Raw genomic sequence first — 17,608 nt, 5'->3', positions numbered from 1 at the left:
AGCAGGAATAAATATCCTGCTGCTTTTTTCGGGATCCGGATGAAAAAAAGATTAATGTCTGCCATGACCACCACCATGTGGAGCATGACCTTGTCCTGATGACATATGTGGCTGTGAAAAGTGTTGCTGACGCATGGCCATTTGCCGGTGCTCCATGCCTCCACGATTATTGATATGATTTTCAGCAGCCGCATTATTGAAATGCTGTTGTTGCCTGCCGGCGTTGTCAAAATGTGCTGGACCTGCATGCGGCTGTTGGCCACCGTTGTTATTGAAATGTCCTTCTCTTACGTTGTTATCGCCATGATTTTGCGCTGTGCCTGGTTTGTTGACGCTGGCAAAGTGCTGGCCATTTTGCTGCCGGTCCCCGTTATTATGAAATGATCCTGCCGGGTTGCCGTGATTGACAGATGCCAGCTGATTCCGGTCTTCGCGGGAAGTTCGTTCATGCGCTGCCTGGTCTGAGGTAGCGCCTATATGCTGGTCACGTGCCGCCAGTTGCTCTTCCCGGCCGGGGCGGGCATTAATGCCGCCGGCGCCGTTAAAGCTGCTGCGATTATTCACCACGGTGTTGTTATTGACAATCGTGGTATTGTTGATGTAGGTATTATGGACTACGCGGGTATTGATATTGGAGTAGGCGGTATTGTAGTGATATACATTACCGCGCCACATACCACCGTAGAAACCGGATCCCGTGTAACCGTAACCGTAATTAACGCCACCATAGAATCCGACATGAGGGCCCCAGTAACCGGCATGCCAGCTATAGATGCCTCCCACAAATCCCCAGTACCCTGGCGTCCATAGCACACCGAAGCGCGGAGGACGTACCCAGATGCCCGGTATCCAGTAATAACCCGCAGGACCATAGGCCCAGTATCCGGGTGTCCAGATGTATCCGTCGTACGGACAAGGCGGTTGCGTGTAAACCGGCAACGGAGGAGGCGCTATATGGATGGATACGCCAACACTTACCTGTGCATATGCTGTAGATCCCGTTCCTGCCACTGCGATCAGCAGTAACAGGATAATGATTGCTCTTTTCATAGTTTGATATACCTGGTCCATCTATTGGACGACATCGGCAGCCCGAAGTTTAACAGGCATCCGTTAAAGCTCATCATACAGGGCCTGCGCCGCGGCCAGGAGCAATGACGAACTGATTCGTTGCTTAAAATCCGGGTTAATATATTCAAAGCGGATAGCGCCTTTTTTATCCAGGATAAACACAGATGGTACAGGAAGAAGCAGGTCTTTGTCTTTTCCCCCGGAGTTCTTAGTAAGGAGAGAAGCATATGATTCCGGCGCTTTAAACGCAATACCGAATTTTTGCGCCAGGTTCAGATCGGCGTCTGAGAGCAGTGTGTATTCCAGCTTTTCTTTGGTAGCAGCGTTTTTCAGCATCTCTGGTGCATCTGTAGAAACGGCAATGACCTGAAACCCTTTTTTATTAAGATCGGTGTTGATGTCTTGCAGGCCGGAAAGCTGCTTTGTGCAGAAAGGACACCATCCGCCCCGGTAAAACACAAGTATGGTGGGTTTTTCCATGACTGCTTTATTTACATTGAACAGGTTCCCATCTTTATCCGGAAGCACCATAGCAGGGATCTGTTCTCCGATCAGTAAGGGACTAATGTCCTCCGGCATAGCCGGAGGGGTATTAGTGGTAGCTGGTTGGTTCATTACCTTCTGAGCCGCAGCATTGAACTGCATAGCAGTGAGCAGGCATACCAGCACGAAGCCGGTTAAACGCTTCAATGGTGTATGGCGCTGAAATGTTTTACGGATCGGTGTATTCATTGAAAAAAGATATTGTGTCATGGTGTTTTTTATTGCAGGGTTATTTTAATGATACTTGTAAGTGCTGGTAAGGTAGTAAACTGGTTAGGATTGGGGACCGCCTGAATGGGCTTGCTTTCCTGCAGGGGAGTACCTGCCAGGTTGGCCTGGGTAACACCGGCGCCGGGGAATTGATTGACGGCAGTACCATTGTCAAATAGCCCGATCGATCCGGATACATCGCCCTTCTGGGTGGCACTGATATCGCTTCCACTGGTAGCAAAGAACCAGTCGTTGGAAAATCCATACATGGTGGCGATGGCGATTTTATCGCCCTGCTGCAGGGATAATGCCTGTGATACTTTACCTCCTGCCGCCCCGTTGATTTTTGGAAGCAGCACTGTGTTGGCCGGATCCTTCAGGATGTATACATTTTTAATACCGGCTTTCCCTTTCAACGCCGCTGCGAGGATATCCGCGTTTCCTTTCTGTGCCAGGTCTTTTAGTCCTTCTCCCCGGTCATTTTCACCAGTTTTGAAGAAAGGATTGCTGTCGCCGTTATACACCACTACCAACACGGGAGACAACGGCGTAAAGATGCCGGTGTTGTTGCTGAGATACGTATTCAGTGCTGAATTATCGCCCATTTCTGCGATATTGGTAAGACCATTTGCAGTAGGCTTTCCTGCTGAATAGATAGGTTCCGGTAGCAGCAGGTTACCGCCCGCAGTATAGGAAATAGCCCATACGCCCGGACTGAAAGGCGTTTCGTTGGCAGTGCCACCGGAAATATTTTTTATAGTAACGGTAAAAGTAGAATTACCATCGTATTTCAAGGCAATGTTCATGAGCTTTGATGCCGGCAGGTAGTTATTGCCAAAATCATCTTTACCACTCACTTCCTTAATACTTTTTGGCGTGGCTTCCGGTGTTCCCGGATGCATAACGGCGGCTCCCGGCGCCTGGTTGATCCGGGTGCCATTGTCCCAGAGTTTTACCTGGGCAGATACATCCCCGGTAATGGGGCTGCCATCATCATTATACAATTTGATGCCGGGGTTGTCCGGTGCAAAAAACAGGTCGTTGCTCCAGCCATACATGGTGGCAAACGTGAGGCGCTGATTTTTAGCCGCCGAGAAAGAAAAGGATACGGACTGCCCGGGCAGGATAACCGGAGGAGTGCCTTCTCCCTTGAAAGTGCCGGATTCGACCAAAGGTTTGCTGTCCAGTATATTTTCAATCGTGATAGTGCCCGACTGCACAGGGGGCATATCATTGTCTTTGTGACAGGACGCCAGCAGTCCGGCGACAGATAAGATAGCAATGGAATAGAATACGTTCCTTTTCATGTCTGGTTCTTTTTTAGAACACAAAACAACAATCTTGATATCCCAAATGCGTAACAGAGTTATAACAAAAGTATCACAGCGGTATTTTGAGTTGTTTTTTGCCGAGATTTGTGCAGATCAGTTATCCATCAACATGCAAAAAGTACTTATCATCGAAGACGACCGGGAAATTATTGAATTGCTCGATATTCATTTGAAAGATCTGGGCTGCGAGGTGTCAGCTGTTGATAATGGGGCGGAAGGACTGCTTGCGGCGAAGGAGAATCGGTTTGATCTTATTATTCTCGATATCATGTTACCGGGCATCAGCGGAATGGAAGTGTGCAGAAAAATCAGGCAGTCGGACCGGCGTACGCCCATTCTGATGCTGACTGCCTTATCAGAGGAAATTGATAAGGTAATGGGACTTGAAACAGGGGCAGATGATTACCTCACAAAACCTTTCAGTATCAGAGAATTTATTGCCCGTGTAAAAGTTATTTTCCGGAGAAACGAAGATAATGGGTCTCCGGAATTTCTCAAAGAAACCACTTCTGTCATCAGGTATGACGGATTGGAAATAGACCTGGATAAGCGGAAAGTAACCCTGGGCGAACTTCGCGTGGATCTTTCCCCGAAAGAGTTTGAGCTGCTGGTATTACTGGCGTCGAATCCCGGTAAAAGTTATAGCCGTAAGCGTTTGCTGAACCTGGTATGGGGATATGATTTTGAAGGATATGAGCATACGGTAAACAGCCACATCAACCGTTTGCGTGGGAAAATAGAGGCCGATGTATCTGTACCTAAATATATTTTAACTACCTGGGGCATCGGTTACAGGTTTAATGAGGAGTTATGATGACAAAGAGAAGGTCTATAAAAGGTAACCGGCTGTTCTGGAAAATTGCAGCGGTATTTACCGGCGTATTGGTGGTGCTGGGATTGGTGTTTGTACTGATCGCTTCAAAGTTTTCTACCTCGTATTATACAACCGCACACCAGGAATTGTATGGCGATATCGCCAAACACCTGGCCACCTTTACACAACCCATCAGGAATGGTAAACCGGATACCACTGTTACGCACGATATCATTCATTCTACTATGGTGGCCAATCCCAGCGTGGAGGTGTATTTACTGGATACGGCCGGAAATATAACAGATTTTGTGGTACCTGATACGACGGTACAACTCAGACGGGTAGATCTGGCTATTGTAAAAGCGTGGCTGGCAACAAAGGAAGGAGAGCGCCCTATGGGCGACAATCCGAAGGTACCTGGTGAACCGGCTATTTTTTCGGCAGCTCCGGTTTATGAAAACGGCCGATTGTCTGGTTATGTGTACGCCGTTCTGGCAAGTGAAAAGCAACGGCAGGTATTAGCCGCATTAAACAGCCATTTGTATATCCGCCTTAGCGCTTACATTTTCTTTGTAGCATTGGCCGTTGCTTTTATTGTTGGTATCATTACCTTCTTCCTGATAACAGACAGTATCAGGAAGATAGCCAATGTGGTGCAGCGTTTTAAGGAAGGCGATTATTCCGCCAGGATACCGGAAAATGCCAAAGGCGATCTGGCTACACTTACTACTACATTTAATGAGATGGCAGATGTGATCGTAAGCAATTTTGATAAAATAACGGCGACCGATAAATTCAGGCAGGAGTTGATCGCCAATGTGTCGCATGATCTGCGTACACCGCTGTCTATTATGCTGGGATATATTGAAACAATGATGATCAAAAAAGAAGAACTGTCCGGAACCGACAAAGAGCGATACCTGTCTGTGGTACATGGAAGCGCTCAGAAGCTCTCGGGTTTGGTAGAACAACTTTTTCAATATGCAAAGCTGGAAGCCAACCTGGTGACTCCGGAAAAAGAACCGTTCCTTATCAATGAACTTGCTTCGGATATTTTAATGTCGTACCAGTTGAAGGCGGCTGATCGCGCTATTCTTCTTCACCTGGATGCTACACCCCGTTTACCCCGCGTATTTGCGGATATCGCCCTTACAGAAAGAGTGTTTCAGAATCTTTTAGACAACGCTTTTAAATTTACGCCTGATGGAGGTAGTATCAGGGTTATTCTTTCCGCAGAAAAAACAGGTGTAAAGGTGCAGGTAGCCGATACCGGGGCGGGAATTGCGCCGGAAGAACAGGCATATATTTTTGAACGGTATAAACAACTGCACAATGAAGTGTCTCCTAAAAAAGGGATGGGTATAGGTTTGGCCATTGTGAAAAAAATATTGGAACTACATCATACTTCTATTGATGTTATCAGTGAGCCGGGTAAGGGAGCCACGTTTAGTTTTGTGATACCTGCGTAGTTTGCTGTATTGGCATCTGATGAATAGCCCCGGAAAGCATTGGCCTTTCCGGGGCTATCTTTTTTGTTTTACCAGTCTATTCGGCTGCACCAATAGCCGGCGCCATTGTTGCAGACACCGGGGCGCCAAAGAAATCTTTGCCACCATTATTACTGATCAGCAATCCGGTTCCTGTTGCCGGTGAGCCGGGCGATAATTTATACCCATTCACGGTATTGATACCATTGCCACCTGTGCCCGGGGCTACCAGCAATGGATTAGCGGTGATGGCGTTACTGTCGCTGGCCGCTTTAAGTCCCTGGTAATAGGCATTATGGTCGTATATCATATGGGTTTGATCATCGAGCTGAAATGCCGGCGCGTAGAAGATATTATTCCGGAATTCCAGTCCGGGGTGAATACCTGCTCCACCGGCTCTGTCCAGCACACCGATTTTGGTGGTATTGTAGAAAGTATTGTTGTAGACGTAGATCGGAACTACCTTTCCGCCGGGATGTTCATGTAATTCAAATACCCGGTTACCGAAGCCATTGCCATCATTCTGGCTGATGTTGTAGCGAACAATTCCATAAGTGAACGCCGGTCCGGGATCGCCCATATGCAAAAAGAAACCGCCTTCATTGTCGTGGGAGTAGTTGTATTCGATAATGGTATATCCCGGTGTACTGAGGTCGATGTCAAAAGCTTCTGAGTCCATGGAAGAATAGGGGACCGGGTTGGTCAGTCGCGTGTAGGCGACCTCGTTATACCGGATCGTTGTATTTTTGCCACGGCCCCATAAGCCTGCCAGTACAATGCTGTTCATCGGTACGCCCAGCGTGTAGGCGCCGGCGTTCAACACCCTGTTATGTTCTATCAGCACATTTTTAGCGGTATAAACAATGATGCCTTCCAGGGCGGTGCTGTCGATCACATTCTGGCGGATGACAACGTTGTTATTGTAAAAAGCCGTGTCTTTGTTGCTGCCGTCGCCCATCATAATGCCCCTGGAAGAGCAGCGTGAAAGCGTGTTTCCTTCGATGAGCAGACTATCGAGGTAGGCCTGCGCTGCATTGGAACGGACGAATATGCCTGCCTGGAGATGCCGGTTGGTAATGGGCATGCCTTCCACATCGTGGATATGATTGTTTTTGATGATGATGCCCGGGTAGATGCCGTTGGTAGCCAGGGCAACATAAATGCCGCAGAGGGAAATGTCCGGAGGGCGTACCGCTCTGGGATGACTGACATCAAAGTTTTCAAAGGTAAGATACCTGGCATCCTGGATGAGTACCGCTGATAGCGTGCTGTTGTTGCCAACGATGCGGGGTTTATCTCCGGAACCATAAGCGCTGAAGGTAATCCTGGCGCTGGAAGTACCGGCGCTTTTAATGATCAGTGAACCGGTCCAGGAGTTACCTCTTTTGAAAAGTACGGAATCGCCGGGCTGAAAGGTCATGGAATTCACTTTGCCAAGGGTTTTCCAGGCAGTGGCAGGGGTGAGACCATTGCTGGTATCGGACCCGTTATTGTCCACATAATACCGCGTGGTGGTGACCAGGCCGGCTCCATGCGGGTAGGATGGATTCACCAGCACTTTGTAACAGGAACATAGTAATACCATTTGCAGGAGGAGCACTCCTGGCAATGAAAGGACAGTCTTCATTTTTTTCATGTGTGGAATGTTTAAAGTGGAATCGTGAGATGAACCGGCCCGGTTTGTGGGGCGAAAGTATTATGGGCCATTGGCGGAGGCAAATTGAAACACCAAAAAAGTGGGAACAAAGCAGGTGCAAAATCCGATCAAAGTTGCAGACCCTTTACACTCAAAGCGTTATCATATGGACCCGTTCGTTGCTGTAGCGCTGAATGTTAATGCCGGTGTTTTCAACAGGCATTATTTAAGGGCAGAAACGCCATCAGTATGTCCGGATCTACCCGTTAGAAAGTCCATTTTGCACCCTGTATAATTGCTTTTTAGGTGATACTTTTGGTAGGTGACAACTTTCACCGTCTGCTATATCGCTGAACAAAAGCGTATGGACGCCATTTTATTTATCAGGTTAGTAAATAAAGGAGGACATTATGACGAAAATCGAAACTGTACACGGTATCCGCGACCACCAGGTGGTATCTCCGGAAGAATGGCTGACTGCCAGGTTAGAGCTGCTCGCAGCTGAAAAGGAATTAACGAAACTGAGCGATCAGGTAGCACAGAAACGCCAGGAATTGCCCTGGGTTAAAATGGACAAGGAATACCAGTTGGATACGGACAACGGAAAAGTAAAACTCATCGACCTTTTCAACGGACGCTCGCAATTACTCATCTATCACTTCATGTTCGGGCCGGATTACAAAGCTGGATGTCCGCATTGTTCTGCCATAGCGGATGGTTTTAACGGGATCCGGGATCACCTGTTTCATCATGATGTGGCTTTCTGGGCGGTATCGCGTGCACCACTGCAAAAACTGCAGGCATACAAACAGCGGATGGGATGGTCATTCCCCTGGGCCTCGTCTTATGACAGTGACTTTAACTACGACTTCCAGGTGTCATTTACCAGAGAGCAACAACAAGCCGGCAGCATAGGATACAATTATGCAAAGGGTAATGTTACCTCGCGTCAAAGCGATATTGCGCCAACCGATACCACCTCTGAGGAAGGAGAAAAACTGGCATCCGACACGGGTACTGATTGGAGCACCTATGCGCTGGAAGCTCCCGGCATGAGCGCTTTTGTGCTGGCCGATGGTGTCGTTTATCATACCTATTCTGCCTATGCCCGTGGGCTGGATGGCCTGTGGAATATTTATCAGTGGCTGGACAGGGCTCCGCTGGGACGCAACGAAAATGGGTTCTGGATGCGCCGCCACGACGAATATCAGCAAGAGAAAAATTCAAATGATTGTTGTCACTGAATGTTACTAAGAGAGAAGGGTATATAGCTGCATCTACCTGTAAACAGGTATGGTAGTATCCCTTTGTGCCGGTATATACCGGGGCGGTTCAATTACTTATTTTTGTAGTGTCTGAAAAACTATCAAAAATATGTTTCCTCAATTCCGTCCATCGATCCTTTTTCCGGCTGCACTACTATTTCTTACCGCTATGGGTAACAGTGCTTTGGCACAGGATAAATTCGACAGCAAACTGCTGAAGAATGGCAAATATACACTGGCCTGTTACACCGTAAACAATGGCAGTGAATCAGAGATAGGTACCTTTACTATCGGTATCAACACTTCCGGCGATAAACTGGCGCTTACTACCATCACTGCGCTTGCCGGACTCGAAGAGTGGAAAGACACTGCCATATCTGACCTGAGCAGCTTCAAACCTGTTTACCGGGCATCACACAGCACCCTGAAAGATATGGTACTCCATTTCGGGAATAATGTAACGGGTTATTACGTAGATAAGAAAACGGGGAAGAAAACCCAGATACAGGAAGCAGGTAACGGGTATTTTATAGATAGTTATACCTATCCGTTTCTCTTGTCGCTGCTGCCACTGTCTTCCGGCTATAGTACTGATTTGCCCGTATACGAATATAAGCCCGCTAACAATGATAACCTGAAAAAGGCAGTGGTAGAGGAAGTAAAGAACAGTACCTGGGTGAGTAAATATACCGGCAAACATGATGTGTGGGAAGTGACGGTGGTGGAACCTGCCACGAATGAGAAATCGGTTTCCTACATCGATAAGAAAACCCGGCGGCTATGGCAGATAGACTCCTGGAGCGACGGGCAGCAGATCAGGATGGTGGATACGGAAAACGATTTCAACTCCATCAAAGCGGCGTTTGACAAAGACGCTACCATGAAAATGGTGAAAGGTGGAAAATCCATTATTTACGGGCAGGTATTTGCGCGCGACTTCAACGACAATGGTACCGTCTTCGCCAAAATGCAGGTAGTGAACATCAAGGCCAAGCAGGTAGCTCCGCGTGGTACGCAGGTAATTCTCATTCCCTATAATGAATACTTTAAAGAATGGATTTCGGTAAATGAGTCGCAGCGCAAGAAAGGCCGGGAAGGAATCGCATTGTCAGATGATGCCGCGCAGTGTATAAAAGCAACAAATGTGTATGATGATCAGGGACATTTCGAATTTGTAAACCTTATGCCCGGTGAATACCTGTTATATACGGAGTTCGGATTCGACCATTCCTACACACAGGCAGAAGTGGTGGGTTATACAGATCACTACATCAATGGTATGTTCCAGGGCTCCAGTACCAATACGGTCGACAGGAGCTACAGCGTAGGCAGTGGCGCCGTTGTAAAAAAGGTGGTGAAGGTGAGCAAGCCCGGCGAAAAAGTGGAAGTGAAGCTAAAGAAAACCCACGCCTGAGTATAAATAAGTTAATGGGGGCCGCATACATCCGTGTATGCGGTTTTTTTAGGCCTATTCGGAGATAGCATAGCATGTTGTATATATGCCTGATATATCGTTTTGGCATTTGCCTGGCAGGTATCGGCGAAAGCCATCCTTTATTTTATATCTTTAGGCAGCCCAAATCGTTTAAATGGATAAGAAAAGCCTTGCGAAAAACATTTTCGGATATATTGTACTGGCAGTTATCAGCTTCTTTTTTGTGTTTGTCTGGAACCCTTTTCAGCTGGCTATTTACAGCCTTTTAACTGGATTGTTACTGTATGTTGTATACAACATTCGGCGACCAGAAAAGCAACGGTTGAACCGTAGCAACCTGGAAGGATATCTTACTTATGCGGGATTCACCTATCTGCTGATACTGCTTTTATACTCCGTTTCCCCCTATCTGCGCGTAAAGGAATTTCAATGGACACATCCGGCCTATCATAGCGTAGAAGGCGAAATTTCCGATGCTGCGTATGGGGTATACCGGCAAAAAGGCAATTTATACGGTTACGTTGATATCAGTTATCGCTATCATGTAGCCGACCACTACATCCAACAGCAACAAAAGGCAGCACTCCGGTTTTACTCTTTCCCTATATTTTCAAATACCAAAGGAGATTATTTAAAAGCGCGCGTGAAGGATCAGTTCAATGAGATACAGCAGGAGAGAAGCTATGTGATTCTCGTAAATGACGCACAGCCCGAGCGGAGCCGGTTCTTTGCCGGCCAGGCCTTGTTTTATTGGAGTGGTAGTATAATGAAGAACTTCTGTTCAGGGATACTGTTTATGATAGCCGTTATTGGTGGTGTGGGGCTGATAGCTTATTTATTCAGGAACTACAAGCGCCCTGCACCGGCAAACAGGAAGTCGTTGGTGAAAATGGTTTGGATGATTGTGTTGGGCATTTTGGGATTGTTCTTTCTCATCTACCTGGTGTTATTAATCTATTTTAAGAGTACAGGTAAATTGTAAGCAGGGAGCAGTAATTAGCCCCCCGCTATTATTCAACATTTAGTTGTCTACTTTTTCATATTCCAGTGTGCCGGTTTTATCATTGGTGATCACCCTTTTCCTGGCGTCAAAGTAATCTACGCTGAAAGTCAGGGAGATGATACTGATCTTAATGGTAAGTTCTTTGTTATCATCAGAAAGCTTCCACTTTCCATTACGGGAATTATTCCCATTCACTCCTTTAAACTCGCCCCCGTCTTTGAATATCTGGCAAGCTTCTCTGGGCGCTTTTACAACACCATCCTTCGTTTCTTTGACCAGTTTCCATTTCCCTATCAGTTCTTTGGCGGTTTGAGCCTTGCTCGCCAGGCTGATCAGGCAAAAAGATAAAATAAGCAGCGGTTTCATATCTGTAAATTTGGAGGTAAGATAGTGTTTCTACATTTAACAGGAAGGATATCTGTTCCCATTTTTAGCTATTTGGGGCTGTTTGTTCTGCAGAATTCTTCCGCCGCGTTGATGATCATCGACCCTCTATCACCCAGGAAGATGGCCTGTTTTAAGTCGGCGCAGATGATCGCCAGCTCATTTGCCGGAATGTCGGGCTTATCTTTTGAGGCAATAACGGTTACACCGTGATTCTCTGATAATTTTCTGCCGGAGCCGTACTGGTATTTCCTGATCCTTGCAAAAGCCCTGTTGGATAAAGCTTTTTTGTAGTAGGGTTCAATTTCCAATGCCTTATTAAAGTCGAGAATTGCCTCATCGAATTGAAAGTCATTTAGCTTGTCGGTGCCTCTTGCAAAGAAGGCTTCCGCATTTGCGCTGTCAATGGCAATCGCTTTTGAATAGTTTTTAATGGCTGATTTATAATCTCCTTCTTTACTATTAGCGTATCCTTTTTTTATTATTGCTTCTACCTTTTCAAGACGTTTATCTGGGGTTATTTTCCCGTTTTTAGCTACTTCCACCGCCAGTATCTTCCCCGTCGAATAGTAAATGGTTACTTCCCCCTCCATATTGCCATCCTGGAAATTATTTCGTTGTTTTACCTGTCCATTTGGGAAGTACATTTCCCAAAGGCCGGTTTCTTTACCATTGAGGAATACTCCTTTTTGTTTTAGTGAGCCGTCTTCATAATATTCTTTCTCCATCCCATTTTCAATACCATCCCGATAGTATCTTTCTGTAGCTATCTTGCCATTTTGATAATACATAGTTCGTTTCCCACTTAAGGTTCCATTTTGAAAAGTACCCTCACCCTGTTTCCTTCCGCTGTAATAATAGTCTATAAATAAGCCACTGTAGGGGCTACCGTTGAAATGCCAGATACCGTTTTTTCTCTCCATTTGCTTTGAAGAAGGAATACTTTTGATGTCATCAGCTCTTTTCCGGTATGCTATCGTAAACAGGTAGATGGCGCCGTCGAATTTGTCGTAACCCAGTATTTTTAAGGTGTCTTTATTTTTTATAACAGTGACATCCGCTATGTCTTCGGGTAGTAATTGATTTTCTTCTTCCGGATCATCAATTACCGGTATGGAATCTACTATATAAATTATATTTTCCCTGGAATTTTGTCCGATTGCATACAGACTTGAAACCACGATGAAAAATAATATCAGGAGAGATTTGATCATGAATGCGATTTTCGGGCGATAAGTATAGGTATAATGTAAATCTAAGATAAAGAATAAACATGAAGGCCGTATGATGTTATCCTGATCAACCCCGCTTAAAGTATTTCTACAAATCCATCGGTACCATTCACCCGGATCCGCTGTCCGTCTCTGATCAACCGGGTCGCATGTTCTACCCCAACAACTGCCGGCAAACCGTATTCACGCGCAATAACGGCTCCATGGGTCATCAGTCCGCCTACTTCGGTCACCAGGCCTTTTATGGCCACAAACAGTGCTGTCCAGCTGGGGTCTGTAAACGGTGTAACCAATATATCGCCTTCTTCCAGGTTGGCTTCTTCCATGCGGAGAATCACGCGTGCACGACCTTCAATGATCCCGGAAGATACTGCCAGCCCGGCAATTGCATTAGCGGGTAGATGATCGTGTTTGTATCGACCCGTGATGATTTCCCCATCAGAGGTGATTACACGCGGAGGTGTCATTTTTTCGTATAGCCGGTATGCTTCTTTTCGTTGGATGATCAACTGGTCGTTTGCTTTGTGAGTGCGGACGAGTTCCCGGAGTTCCTCAAAGGTGAGATAGTAGATATCTTCTTTTTCTCGGATCACATTCGCCTGTAACAGGCGTTCAGCTTCTTTTAGTATTGCCTGCTTGTAAACGAAATAGTGACTTACAATACCGTATTTTGGATATTCACGGTAGCCAATGAAATGCCGGAGCTGGTCGATCTGCTGCTTTGTTTCTTTTGCTTTTTGAGCGCCATCCGGTAGTTGCTGCAGGCGATCCATTATTTCCTCTTCTTTTCTCAATGCTTCCTGTAAGCCTTCTTCAAATTTCTTCGTGCCGGCATTGGGCCGGAAGTTCCTGATATTACTGAGTATCATAGGAATGAGGATAGCAGGTTTTTCTGCCCAGCGGGTTTTGCTGATATCGATTTCTCCGCTGCAGCGCATGCCGTATTTGTGGAGGAATGTATGGATGGCATCTGTTACTTCCTGCCCACCATCAAATTGAATCAACGCATCCAGGAACTGATCGTCTTTTACCTGTTGTAAATAGGCAATGATGGCCGGATAAGGCCGGATCACATCTGCCACATCCAACAATGCAAGGCCCATTTCCGAGGTGATATTGTTGGGGACGGATTGGGAAAGGGTATCAGCTACTCCTTTTTCTCCCAGCCATTCGTACATTTTTTCATTGATCCAGGACGAAGCATTGATACCGGCCAGCAGTGCCTGCATATTCCTGGGCTCAAACAACACCTGCTGCAGTCGCGGGATATCTTCCCGGATAAAATCAAATAATTCAGCTCCCGATTTGGTTTGGATATTTGTTTTCAGGGTGGCTAGCGATGCCTGGCTGTTCCTGATCAGATCATGCACCACCGCAGGATCCAGAGTTGCGGGGATTTCTATATCCGAAAGGCTTTTTCCATGTGTGGGTGGTTGCTGATCCGGTGGTAATATTTTTATAAAGTCTTCCCGCGCTGTAACCGCCAGCAGTGCATCTTTTATGAGCGGATCTGATTTGCCCAGGTCGCTGATCACTTTTTCCCTGCCGGAAGGAGAAGACAGCATCGCGGTGATATCAATAAATATTCTTCCACCGGCCGTGCGCATGGGTGCGCGGCTAACCAGCAGGAAGAACGACAATCCCAATGGTTTCATGGCATCGGTCATCATCTGGTTATGTCCAACAGATACATACACGTGATTACCGTTGTCATTCGCTTCCGGAACCGGGTATAGGGTGGTGATGGGGCGGCTCTGGACAATATAAAATTCATCTCCCGCCAGGCACCATTCTATATCCTGCGGCGTGCCGAAATGACTTTCGATTTTCCGGCCTGTATGCGCCAGGGCTAAAATCTGTTTGTCTGTCAATACCTGGCTGGTTTGCTGTTCGGGTGTAAGCACCTGCTCCCTGGTGCCTCCTTCTTTCAACGCATAGATCGCGAGTTGCTTTGCAGCAATCTTCTTTTCAATGACTTGATCATGATGCACTTTGTAGAGATCCGCTGTAACCAGGCCCGACACCATTGCTTCTCCAAGTCCGAAGCCGGCGTCGATGGACAATACTTTCCGGTGGCCCGTTATGGGATCAGCGGTAAACAATATGCCCGCTGCCTCCGGGAATACCATGCACTGTACTACCACGCACAGCTGTACTTTACGGTGGTCAATACCTTGCTGGATGCGATAGGTGACGGCCCTGTCGGTAAAGAGCGATGCCCAGCATCTGCTGATATGATGTAAGATGGAGGGGAGGCCGGTGATATTCAGATAAGTATCCTGTTGACCTGCAAAAGAGGCTGTTGGAAGATCTTCGGCCGTTGCACTGGATCGCACCGCATAAGCTTCGTTTACGCCCGATTGATGCAGTTGGCCGGTGATGGCTGCTGCAATATCACCGGCAATAGGAATATTTTCAATGATAGCCCGGATTTTTGCGCTGACGACGCTGATCCTTTCCCGTTCAACAATTTGCAGATCTGCCAGTTCCTCCAGGAGTGCATGTAGCCCGGGATGGTTTCCGGTAATCATTTTGTATGCTGCGGTGGTAACACAAAAGCCTTCCGGCACGCGTATCCCTTCGATCCGCGATAGTTCGCCGAGGTTGGCGCCCTTACCGCCCACTGTTGTTACATCGGATTTGCCGGTCTCCTGAAAACGGACTACATAGTTGCTCATTCTTTTCTTTTTGATGATTTTTTGGGAGAGATGAAGGACCAAAAGTATACGGTCTGACGCAGCAAAACACGGTTTTATAACTATATTTTTTTGTGCACAATAATGCTATAAGTGAGGGCGTTATCTTACAAAATAGAGGGGTTTGCAAGCCCGTTTAAATGCCGGTCAGCGACCGGTTTTTTTATATAGGGAGATGCCGTAAAAGCATTGACAGCAGAGAGAAAGAAGGATGTCAGGGCCTGCCGGAGATGGCCAGACCCTGATGCTGAAGGAGGTTATACCCGCAACGCGCCACGGAAGCCCCGGGCTGCATAGTAAGATTCCGCCCCGTTATGATATAGGAAAACATGATCGTACCGGCGATCCATAAAGAGTGCGCCGTTAAGTTTTCTGATCGCGGGAGGTGTTGCAATCCAGCTGGATGTTTTGGTATCGAAGTTGCCCAACTGCTGTAATTCGCGGTACTGCTCTTCGGTTAAGAGCGTAATACCCATATCAGCGGCCATTTCTACCGCGCTGTTGGCTGGTTTATGTTCCTTTCTTGCTTCCAGCGCCTCATGATCATAACAGATACTTCTACGGCCTTTGGGCGTTTCGGCGGAGCAATCGTAAAATATAAATTCCCCTGTTTTCTTATCAAAACCCACCACATCCGGTTCTCCACCGGTAATTTCCATCTCATCGATCGACCACAGCTTCTCCGGATGGGCTTCCAGCCTGGCTTGTACTTTCGCCCACTCCAGGCCTTTATGACGGTTTTTGTTTTTCTCAAAGCGCGTAGCCAGTACGCTGAGCAGCGACTGGCTTTGTTCGGCGGACAATTTCTTTTTAGTGCTTTTCATATGATGGGTGCATTGATAAAGTTATTTTACATGCTCCTTGAAAATCCTGTTCAGCCAGCCCAGCATCATAAAAATCACCGCCGCAGCTCCGCCGAGTAGCAGGAAGTTCACCAGGAAATAATTTGCTTTATTATCATAGGTATCCCACAAGGTAGCCAGAATTCCCGAGAGTTTATTCCCGATAGAAGTAGCCAGGAACCAGCCTCCCATCATCAGGGAAGTAATGCGCACAGGACTTAGTTTTGATACGAGCGACAATCCCATCGGGCTGAGGAACAGTTCTCCCACCGTGATAACGCCATAACAACCTATCAGCCACCAGGGCGACGCTTTGATAGCGCCATTGCTGCACACATATACCGCGCCTACCATCATCAGTGTGGATAATGCCGATATGAGCAGGCCCCACGCTATTTTCGACGGGGTAGACGGTTCTTTGTTACGCCTGCGCAGCAAGGCAAAGAACGCGACGATCAGGGGCGTCAGCGTAATAACGAAGAATGGATTGATAGATTGAAACAATTCAGTATTATACAAACTCACGCTTTTTCCTTCTACCGGCATTTTCTCCGGCGCTACGTTTTTGAAATAAGGCACCTTGCCCCATACTTTTTCCGGTTTGCCTGCAGCATCACGTATCACCCGGAACTCATCATCAAAGGCGGTTACGGAATCGGGCTTGTTCTGAATGGTTTCTACAAGGTACAGGCGTTGTGCCGGTTGCTCTATGGCAGCAGGAATTTCGCGGTCGGTATAGTATTGCGCCCAGGTAGTGAGCGCGGTACCATTCTGTTTGAATACGGCCCAGAATACAATAGATACGGCGAAGATCGCCAGCAGTGCGGATATTGGTTTGCGGTCTTTGGCATCTGCCTTTATCAGGAGAGATACAAAGAAGAATAATATCGGGATACAGGCAAAGATGAAAGCATCCGTGGAATCAGATCCGAAGATATTGCCGGGAATAAACCAGGCGCCCAGTCCAACCACAATAGCAGGCAGGAATACCACGGAGAAAATCCTGCTCAGCGGCATATCGCCTGGCTGTTCCGGTTTGCGCACATCCGCATGGCGATAGTGTTTCATCCCGATCGCAAAAATCAGTACACCGAGGAACATGCCGATGCCGGCAGCGATGAAAGCGGCGCCCCAGCCGATGGTATTGCGAAGAAAAGCTGCAAAGAAGTTACAGATAAAAGCACCGATATTAATACCCATGTAAAAGATATTATACCCCGTATCCTTACGGCTACGGTACTTTTCATCGTTATATACATTCCCCAGTAAAGTGGAGATATTGGGTTTGAAAAAGCCATTCCCGATACAGATCAGTGCCAGCGAAAGATAAAAAACGGTCAGGTGGTGTACTGCCAGGCCTATGTACCCGATGCCCATTAATATGCCCCCGATAATAATAGATTTGCTGTATCCGAGTTTACGGTCGGCGATCAGGCCACCAAGAAAAGGAGTGAGGTATACAAAAGCGATAAAGGTACCAAAGATATCTGCAGCTGTTGCACGATCCATGCCCCATCCGCCTTTCGCCGTGTCTGTCAGGTATAGCTGGAAAATTCCCAGGATCAGGTAAAAACCAAACCGCTCCCACATTTCGGACAGAAACAGGAAGGGCAATGCTGTTGGATGATTGCTCGACTTCTTCATATAGGCCAAATGATA

General features: G+C 47.0%; 14 protein-coding genes. 5 read left to right on the top strand and 9 right to left on the bottom strand.

Features of this window, described 5'->3' with window-relative positions; all coding sequences use genetic code 11:
• Positions 1–51: 51 nt before the first annotated feature.
• The 3 genes from BMW79_RS21195 to BMW79_RS21185 all read right to left on the bottom strand — a co-directional run bounded on the left by BMW79_RS21195 (position 52) and on the right by BMW79_RS21185 (position 3,131).
• Positions 52–1,050, bottom strand: a complete 999-nt coding sequence (locus BMW79_RS21195; protein WP_218150397.1) for a YXWGXW repeat-containing protein — start codon at positions 1,048–1,050, stop codon at positions 52–54.
• Positions 1,051–1,113: 63 nt separating this feature from the next.
• Positions 1,114–1,803 carry a peroxiredoxin-like family protein gene (locus BMW79_RS21190; protein WP_089897846.1) on the bottom strand — a complete coding sequence of 230 codons (690 nt, stop codon included), beginning with the start codon at positions 1,801–1,803 and terminating at the stop codon, positions 1,114–1,116.
• Positions 1,804–1,832: 29 nt separating this feature from the next.
• On the bottom strand, positions 1,833–3,131 hold the full coding sequence (locus BMW79_RS21185; protein ID WP_089897844.1) for a spondin domain-containing protein: 1,299 nt from the start codon (positions 3,129–3,131) through the stop codon (positions 1,833–1,835).
• Positions 3,132–3,264: 133 nt separating this feature from the next.
• Between BMW79_RS21185 and BMW79_RS21180 the strand changes: the two genes are divergently transcribed.
• Together BMW79_RS21180 and BMW79_RS21175 are read left to right on the top strand one after the other, a co-directional pair.
• Positions 3,265–3,969, top strand: coding sequence for a response regulator transcription factor (locus BMW79_RS21180; RefSeq protein ID WP_089904033.1), 705 nt, complete (start codon positions 3,265–3,267; stop codon positions 3,967–3,969).
• Entirely contained in the window at positions 3,966–5,438 is a 1,473-nt protein-coding gene (locus tag BMW79_RS21175) for a HAMP domain-containing sensor histidine kinase (RefSeq protein ID WP_245752622.1), read from the top strand. The genes BMW79_RS21180 and BMW79_RS21175 overlap by 4 nt, the downstream gene beginning before the upstream one ends.
• A gap of 76 nt (positions 5,439–5,514) precedes the next feature.
• Here the strand turns inward: BMW79_RS21175 and BMW79_RS21170 are convergent, their stop codons facing one another.
• Entirely contained in the window at positions 5,515–7,092 is a 1,578-nt protein-coding gene (locus BMW79_RS21170; protein ID WP_089897842.1) for a right-handed parallel beta-helix repeat-containing protein, read from the bottom strand.
• A 410-nt stretch (positions 7,093–7,502) separates the two neighbouring features.
• On the opposite strand from BMW79_RS21170, the gene BMW79_RS21165 reads away from it, so the two are divergent.
• From BMW79_RS21165 to BMW79_RS21155, 3 genes are all read left to right on the top strand, one after another.
• Positions 7,503–8,336, top strand: a complete 834-nt coding sequence (locus tag BMW79_RS21165; RefSeq protein ID WP_177192271.1) for a DUF899 domain-containing protein — start codon at positions 7,503–7,505, stop codon at positions 8,334–8,336.
• Positions 8,337–8,466: 130 nt separating this feature from the next.
• Positions 8,467–9,771 carry a DUF3108 domain-containing protein gene (locus BMW79_RS21160; protein ID WP_089897840.1) on the top strand — a complete coding sequence of 435 codons (1,305 nt, stop codon included), beginning with the start codon at positions 8,467–8,469 and terminating at the stop codon, positions 9,769–9,771.
• Positions 9,772–9,946: 175 nt separating this feature from the next.
• Positions 9,947–10,774, top strand: coding sequence for a hypothetical protein (locus BMW79_RS21155; RefSeq protein WP_089897838.1), 828 nt, complete (start codon positions 9,947–9,949; stop codon positions 10,772–10,774).
• Between the two features lie 39 nt (positions 10,775–10,813).
• Here the strand turns inward: BMW79_RS21155 and BMW79_RS21150 are convergent, their stop codons facing one another.
• The 5 genes from BMW79_RS21150 to BMW79_RS21130 all read right to left on the bottom strand — a co-directional run bounded on the left by BMW79_RS21150 (position 10,814) and on the right by BMW79_RS21130 (position 17,593).
• On the bottom strand, positions 10,814–11,161 hold the full coding sequence (locus BMW79_RS21150) for a lipocalin-like domain-containing protein (RefSeq protein WP_089897836.1): 348 nt from the start codon (positions 11,159–11,161) through the stop codon (positions 10,814–10,816).
• Positions 11,162–11,229: 68 nt separating this feature from the next.
• Positions 11,230–12,393 carry a toxin-antitoxin system YwqK family antitoxin gene (locus tag BMW79_RS21145; RefSeq protein ID WP_089897834.1) on the bottom strand — a complete coding sequence of 388 codons (1,164 nt, stop codon included), beginning with the start codon at positions 12,391–12,393 and terminating at the stop codon, positions 11,230–11,232.
• A gap of 95 nt (positions 12,394–12,488) precedes the next feature.
• Positions 12,489–15,089 (bottom strand): phosphoenolpyruvate synthase, encoded by a 2,601-nt coding sequence (ppsA, locus tag BMW79_RS21140; RefSeq protein ID WP_089897833.1) that lies wholly within the window; start codon positions 15,087–15,089, stop codon positions 12,489–12,491.
• Between the two features lie 275 nt (positions 15,090–15,364).
• Positions 15,365–15,931, bottom strand: a complete 567-nt coding sequence (locus BMW79_RS21135) for a DUF4256 domain-containing protein (protein WP_089897831.1) — start codon at positions 15,929–15,931, stop codon at positions 15,365–15,367.
• A gap of 21 nt (positions 15,932–15,952) precedes the next feature.
• A complete protein-coding gene (locus tag BMW79_RS21130) occupies positions 15,953–17,593 on the bottom strand; it encodes a peptide MFS transporter (RefSeq protein WP_089904025.1) in 1,641 nt (546 codons plus the stop codon).
• Positions 17,594–17,608: the final 15 nt, after the last annotated feature.

Source organism: Chitinophaga arvensicola (assembly GCF_900110835.1).
Lineage (GTDB): Bacteria > Bacteroidota > Bacteroidia > Chitinophagales > Chitinophagaceae > Chitinophaga > Chitinophaga arvensicola.
Note: the sequence above shows the minus strand (reverse complement) of the source record. Positions and strands in the feature narration are given on the sequence as shown.

What these genes read in the sequence shown, in the direction of transcription:
- BMW79_RS21195 (WP_218150397.1), bottom strand. Translation starts at nt 1,050, where the DNA reads ATGAAAAGAGCAATCATTATCCTGTTACTGCTGATCGCAGTGGCAGGA.
- BMW79_RS21190 (WP_089897846.1), bottom strand. Translation starts at nt 1,803, where the DNA reads ATGAATACACCGATCCGTAAAACATTTCAGCGCCATACACCATTGAAG.
- BMW79_RS21185 (WP_089897844.1), bottom strand. Translation starts at nt 3,131, where the DNA reads ATGAAAAGGAACGTATTCTATTCCATTGCTATCTTATCTGTCGCCGGA.
- BMW79_RS21180 (WP_089904033.1), top strand. Translation starts at nt 3,265, where the DNA reads ATGCAAAAAGTACTTATCATCGAAGACGACCGGGAAATTATTGAATTG.
- BMW79_RS21175 (WP_245752622.1), top strand. Translation starts at nt 3,966, where the DNA reads ATGATGACAAAGAGAAGGTCTATAAAAGGTAACCGGCTGTTCTGGAAA.
- BMW79_RS21170 (WP_089897842.1), bottom strand. Translation starts at nt 7,092, where the DNA reads ATGAAAAAAATGAAGACTGTCCTTTCATTGCCAGGAGTGCTCCTCCTG.
- BMW79_RS21165 (WP_177192271.1), top strand. Translation starts at nt 7,503, where the DNA reads ATGACGAAAATCGAAACTGTACACGGTATCCGCGACCACCAGGTGGTA.
- BMW79_RS21160 (WP_089897840.1), top strand. Translation starts at nt 8,467, where the DNA reads ATGTTTCCTCAATTCCGTCCATCGATCCTTTTTCCGGCTGCACTACTA.
- BMW79_RS21155 (WP_089897838.1), top strand. Translation starts at nt 9,947, where the DNA reads ATGGATAAGAAAAGCCTTGCGAAAAACATTTTCGGATATATTGTACTG.
- BMW79_RS21150 (WP_089897836.1), bottom strand. Translation starts at nt 11,161, where the DNA reads ATGAAACCGCTGCTTATTTTATCTTTTTGCCTGATCAGCCTGGCGAGC.
- BMW79_RS21145 (WP_089897834.1), bottom strand. Translation starts at nt 12,393, where the DNA reads ATGATCAAATCTCTCCTGATATTATTTTTCATCGTGGTTTCAAGTCTG.
- ppsA (WP_089897833.1), bottom strand. Translation starts at nt 15,089, where the DNA reads ATGAGCAACTATGTAGTCCGTTTTCAGGAGACCGGCAAATCCGATGTA.
- BMW79_RS21135 (WP_089897831.1), bottom strand. Translation starts at nt 15,931, where the DNA reads ATGAAAAGCACTAAAAAGAAATTGTCCGCCGAACAAAGCCAGTCGCTG.
- BMW79_RS21130 (WP_089904025.1), bottom strand. Translation starts at nt 17,593, where the DNA reads ATGAAGAAGTCGAGCAATCATCCAACAGCATTGCCCTTCCTGTTTCTG.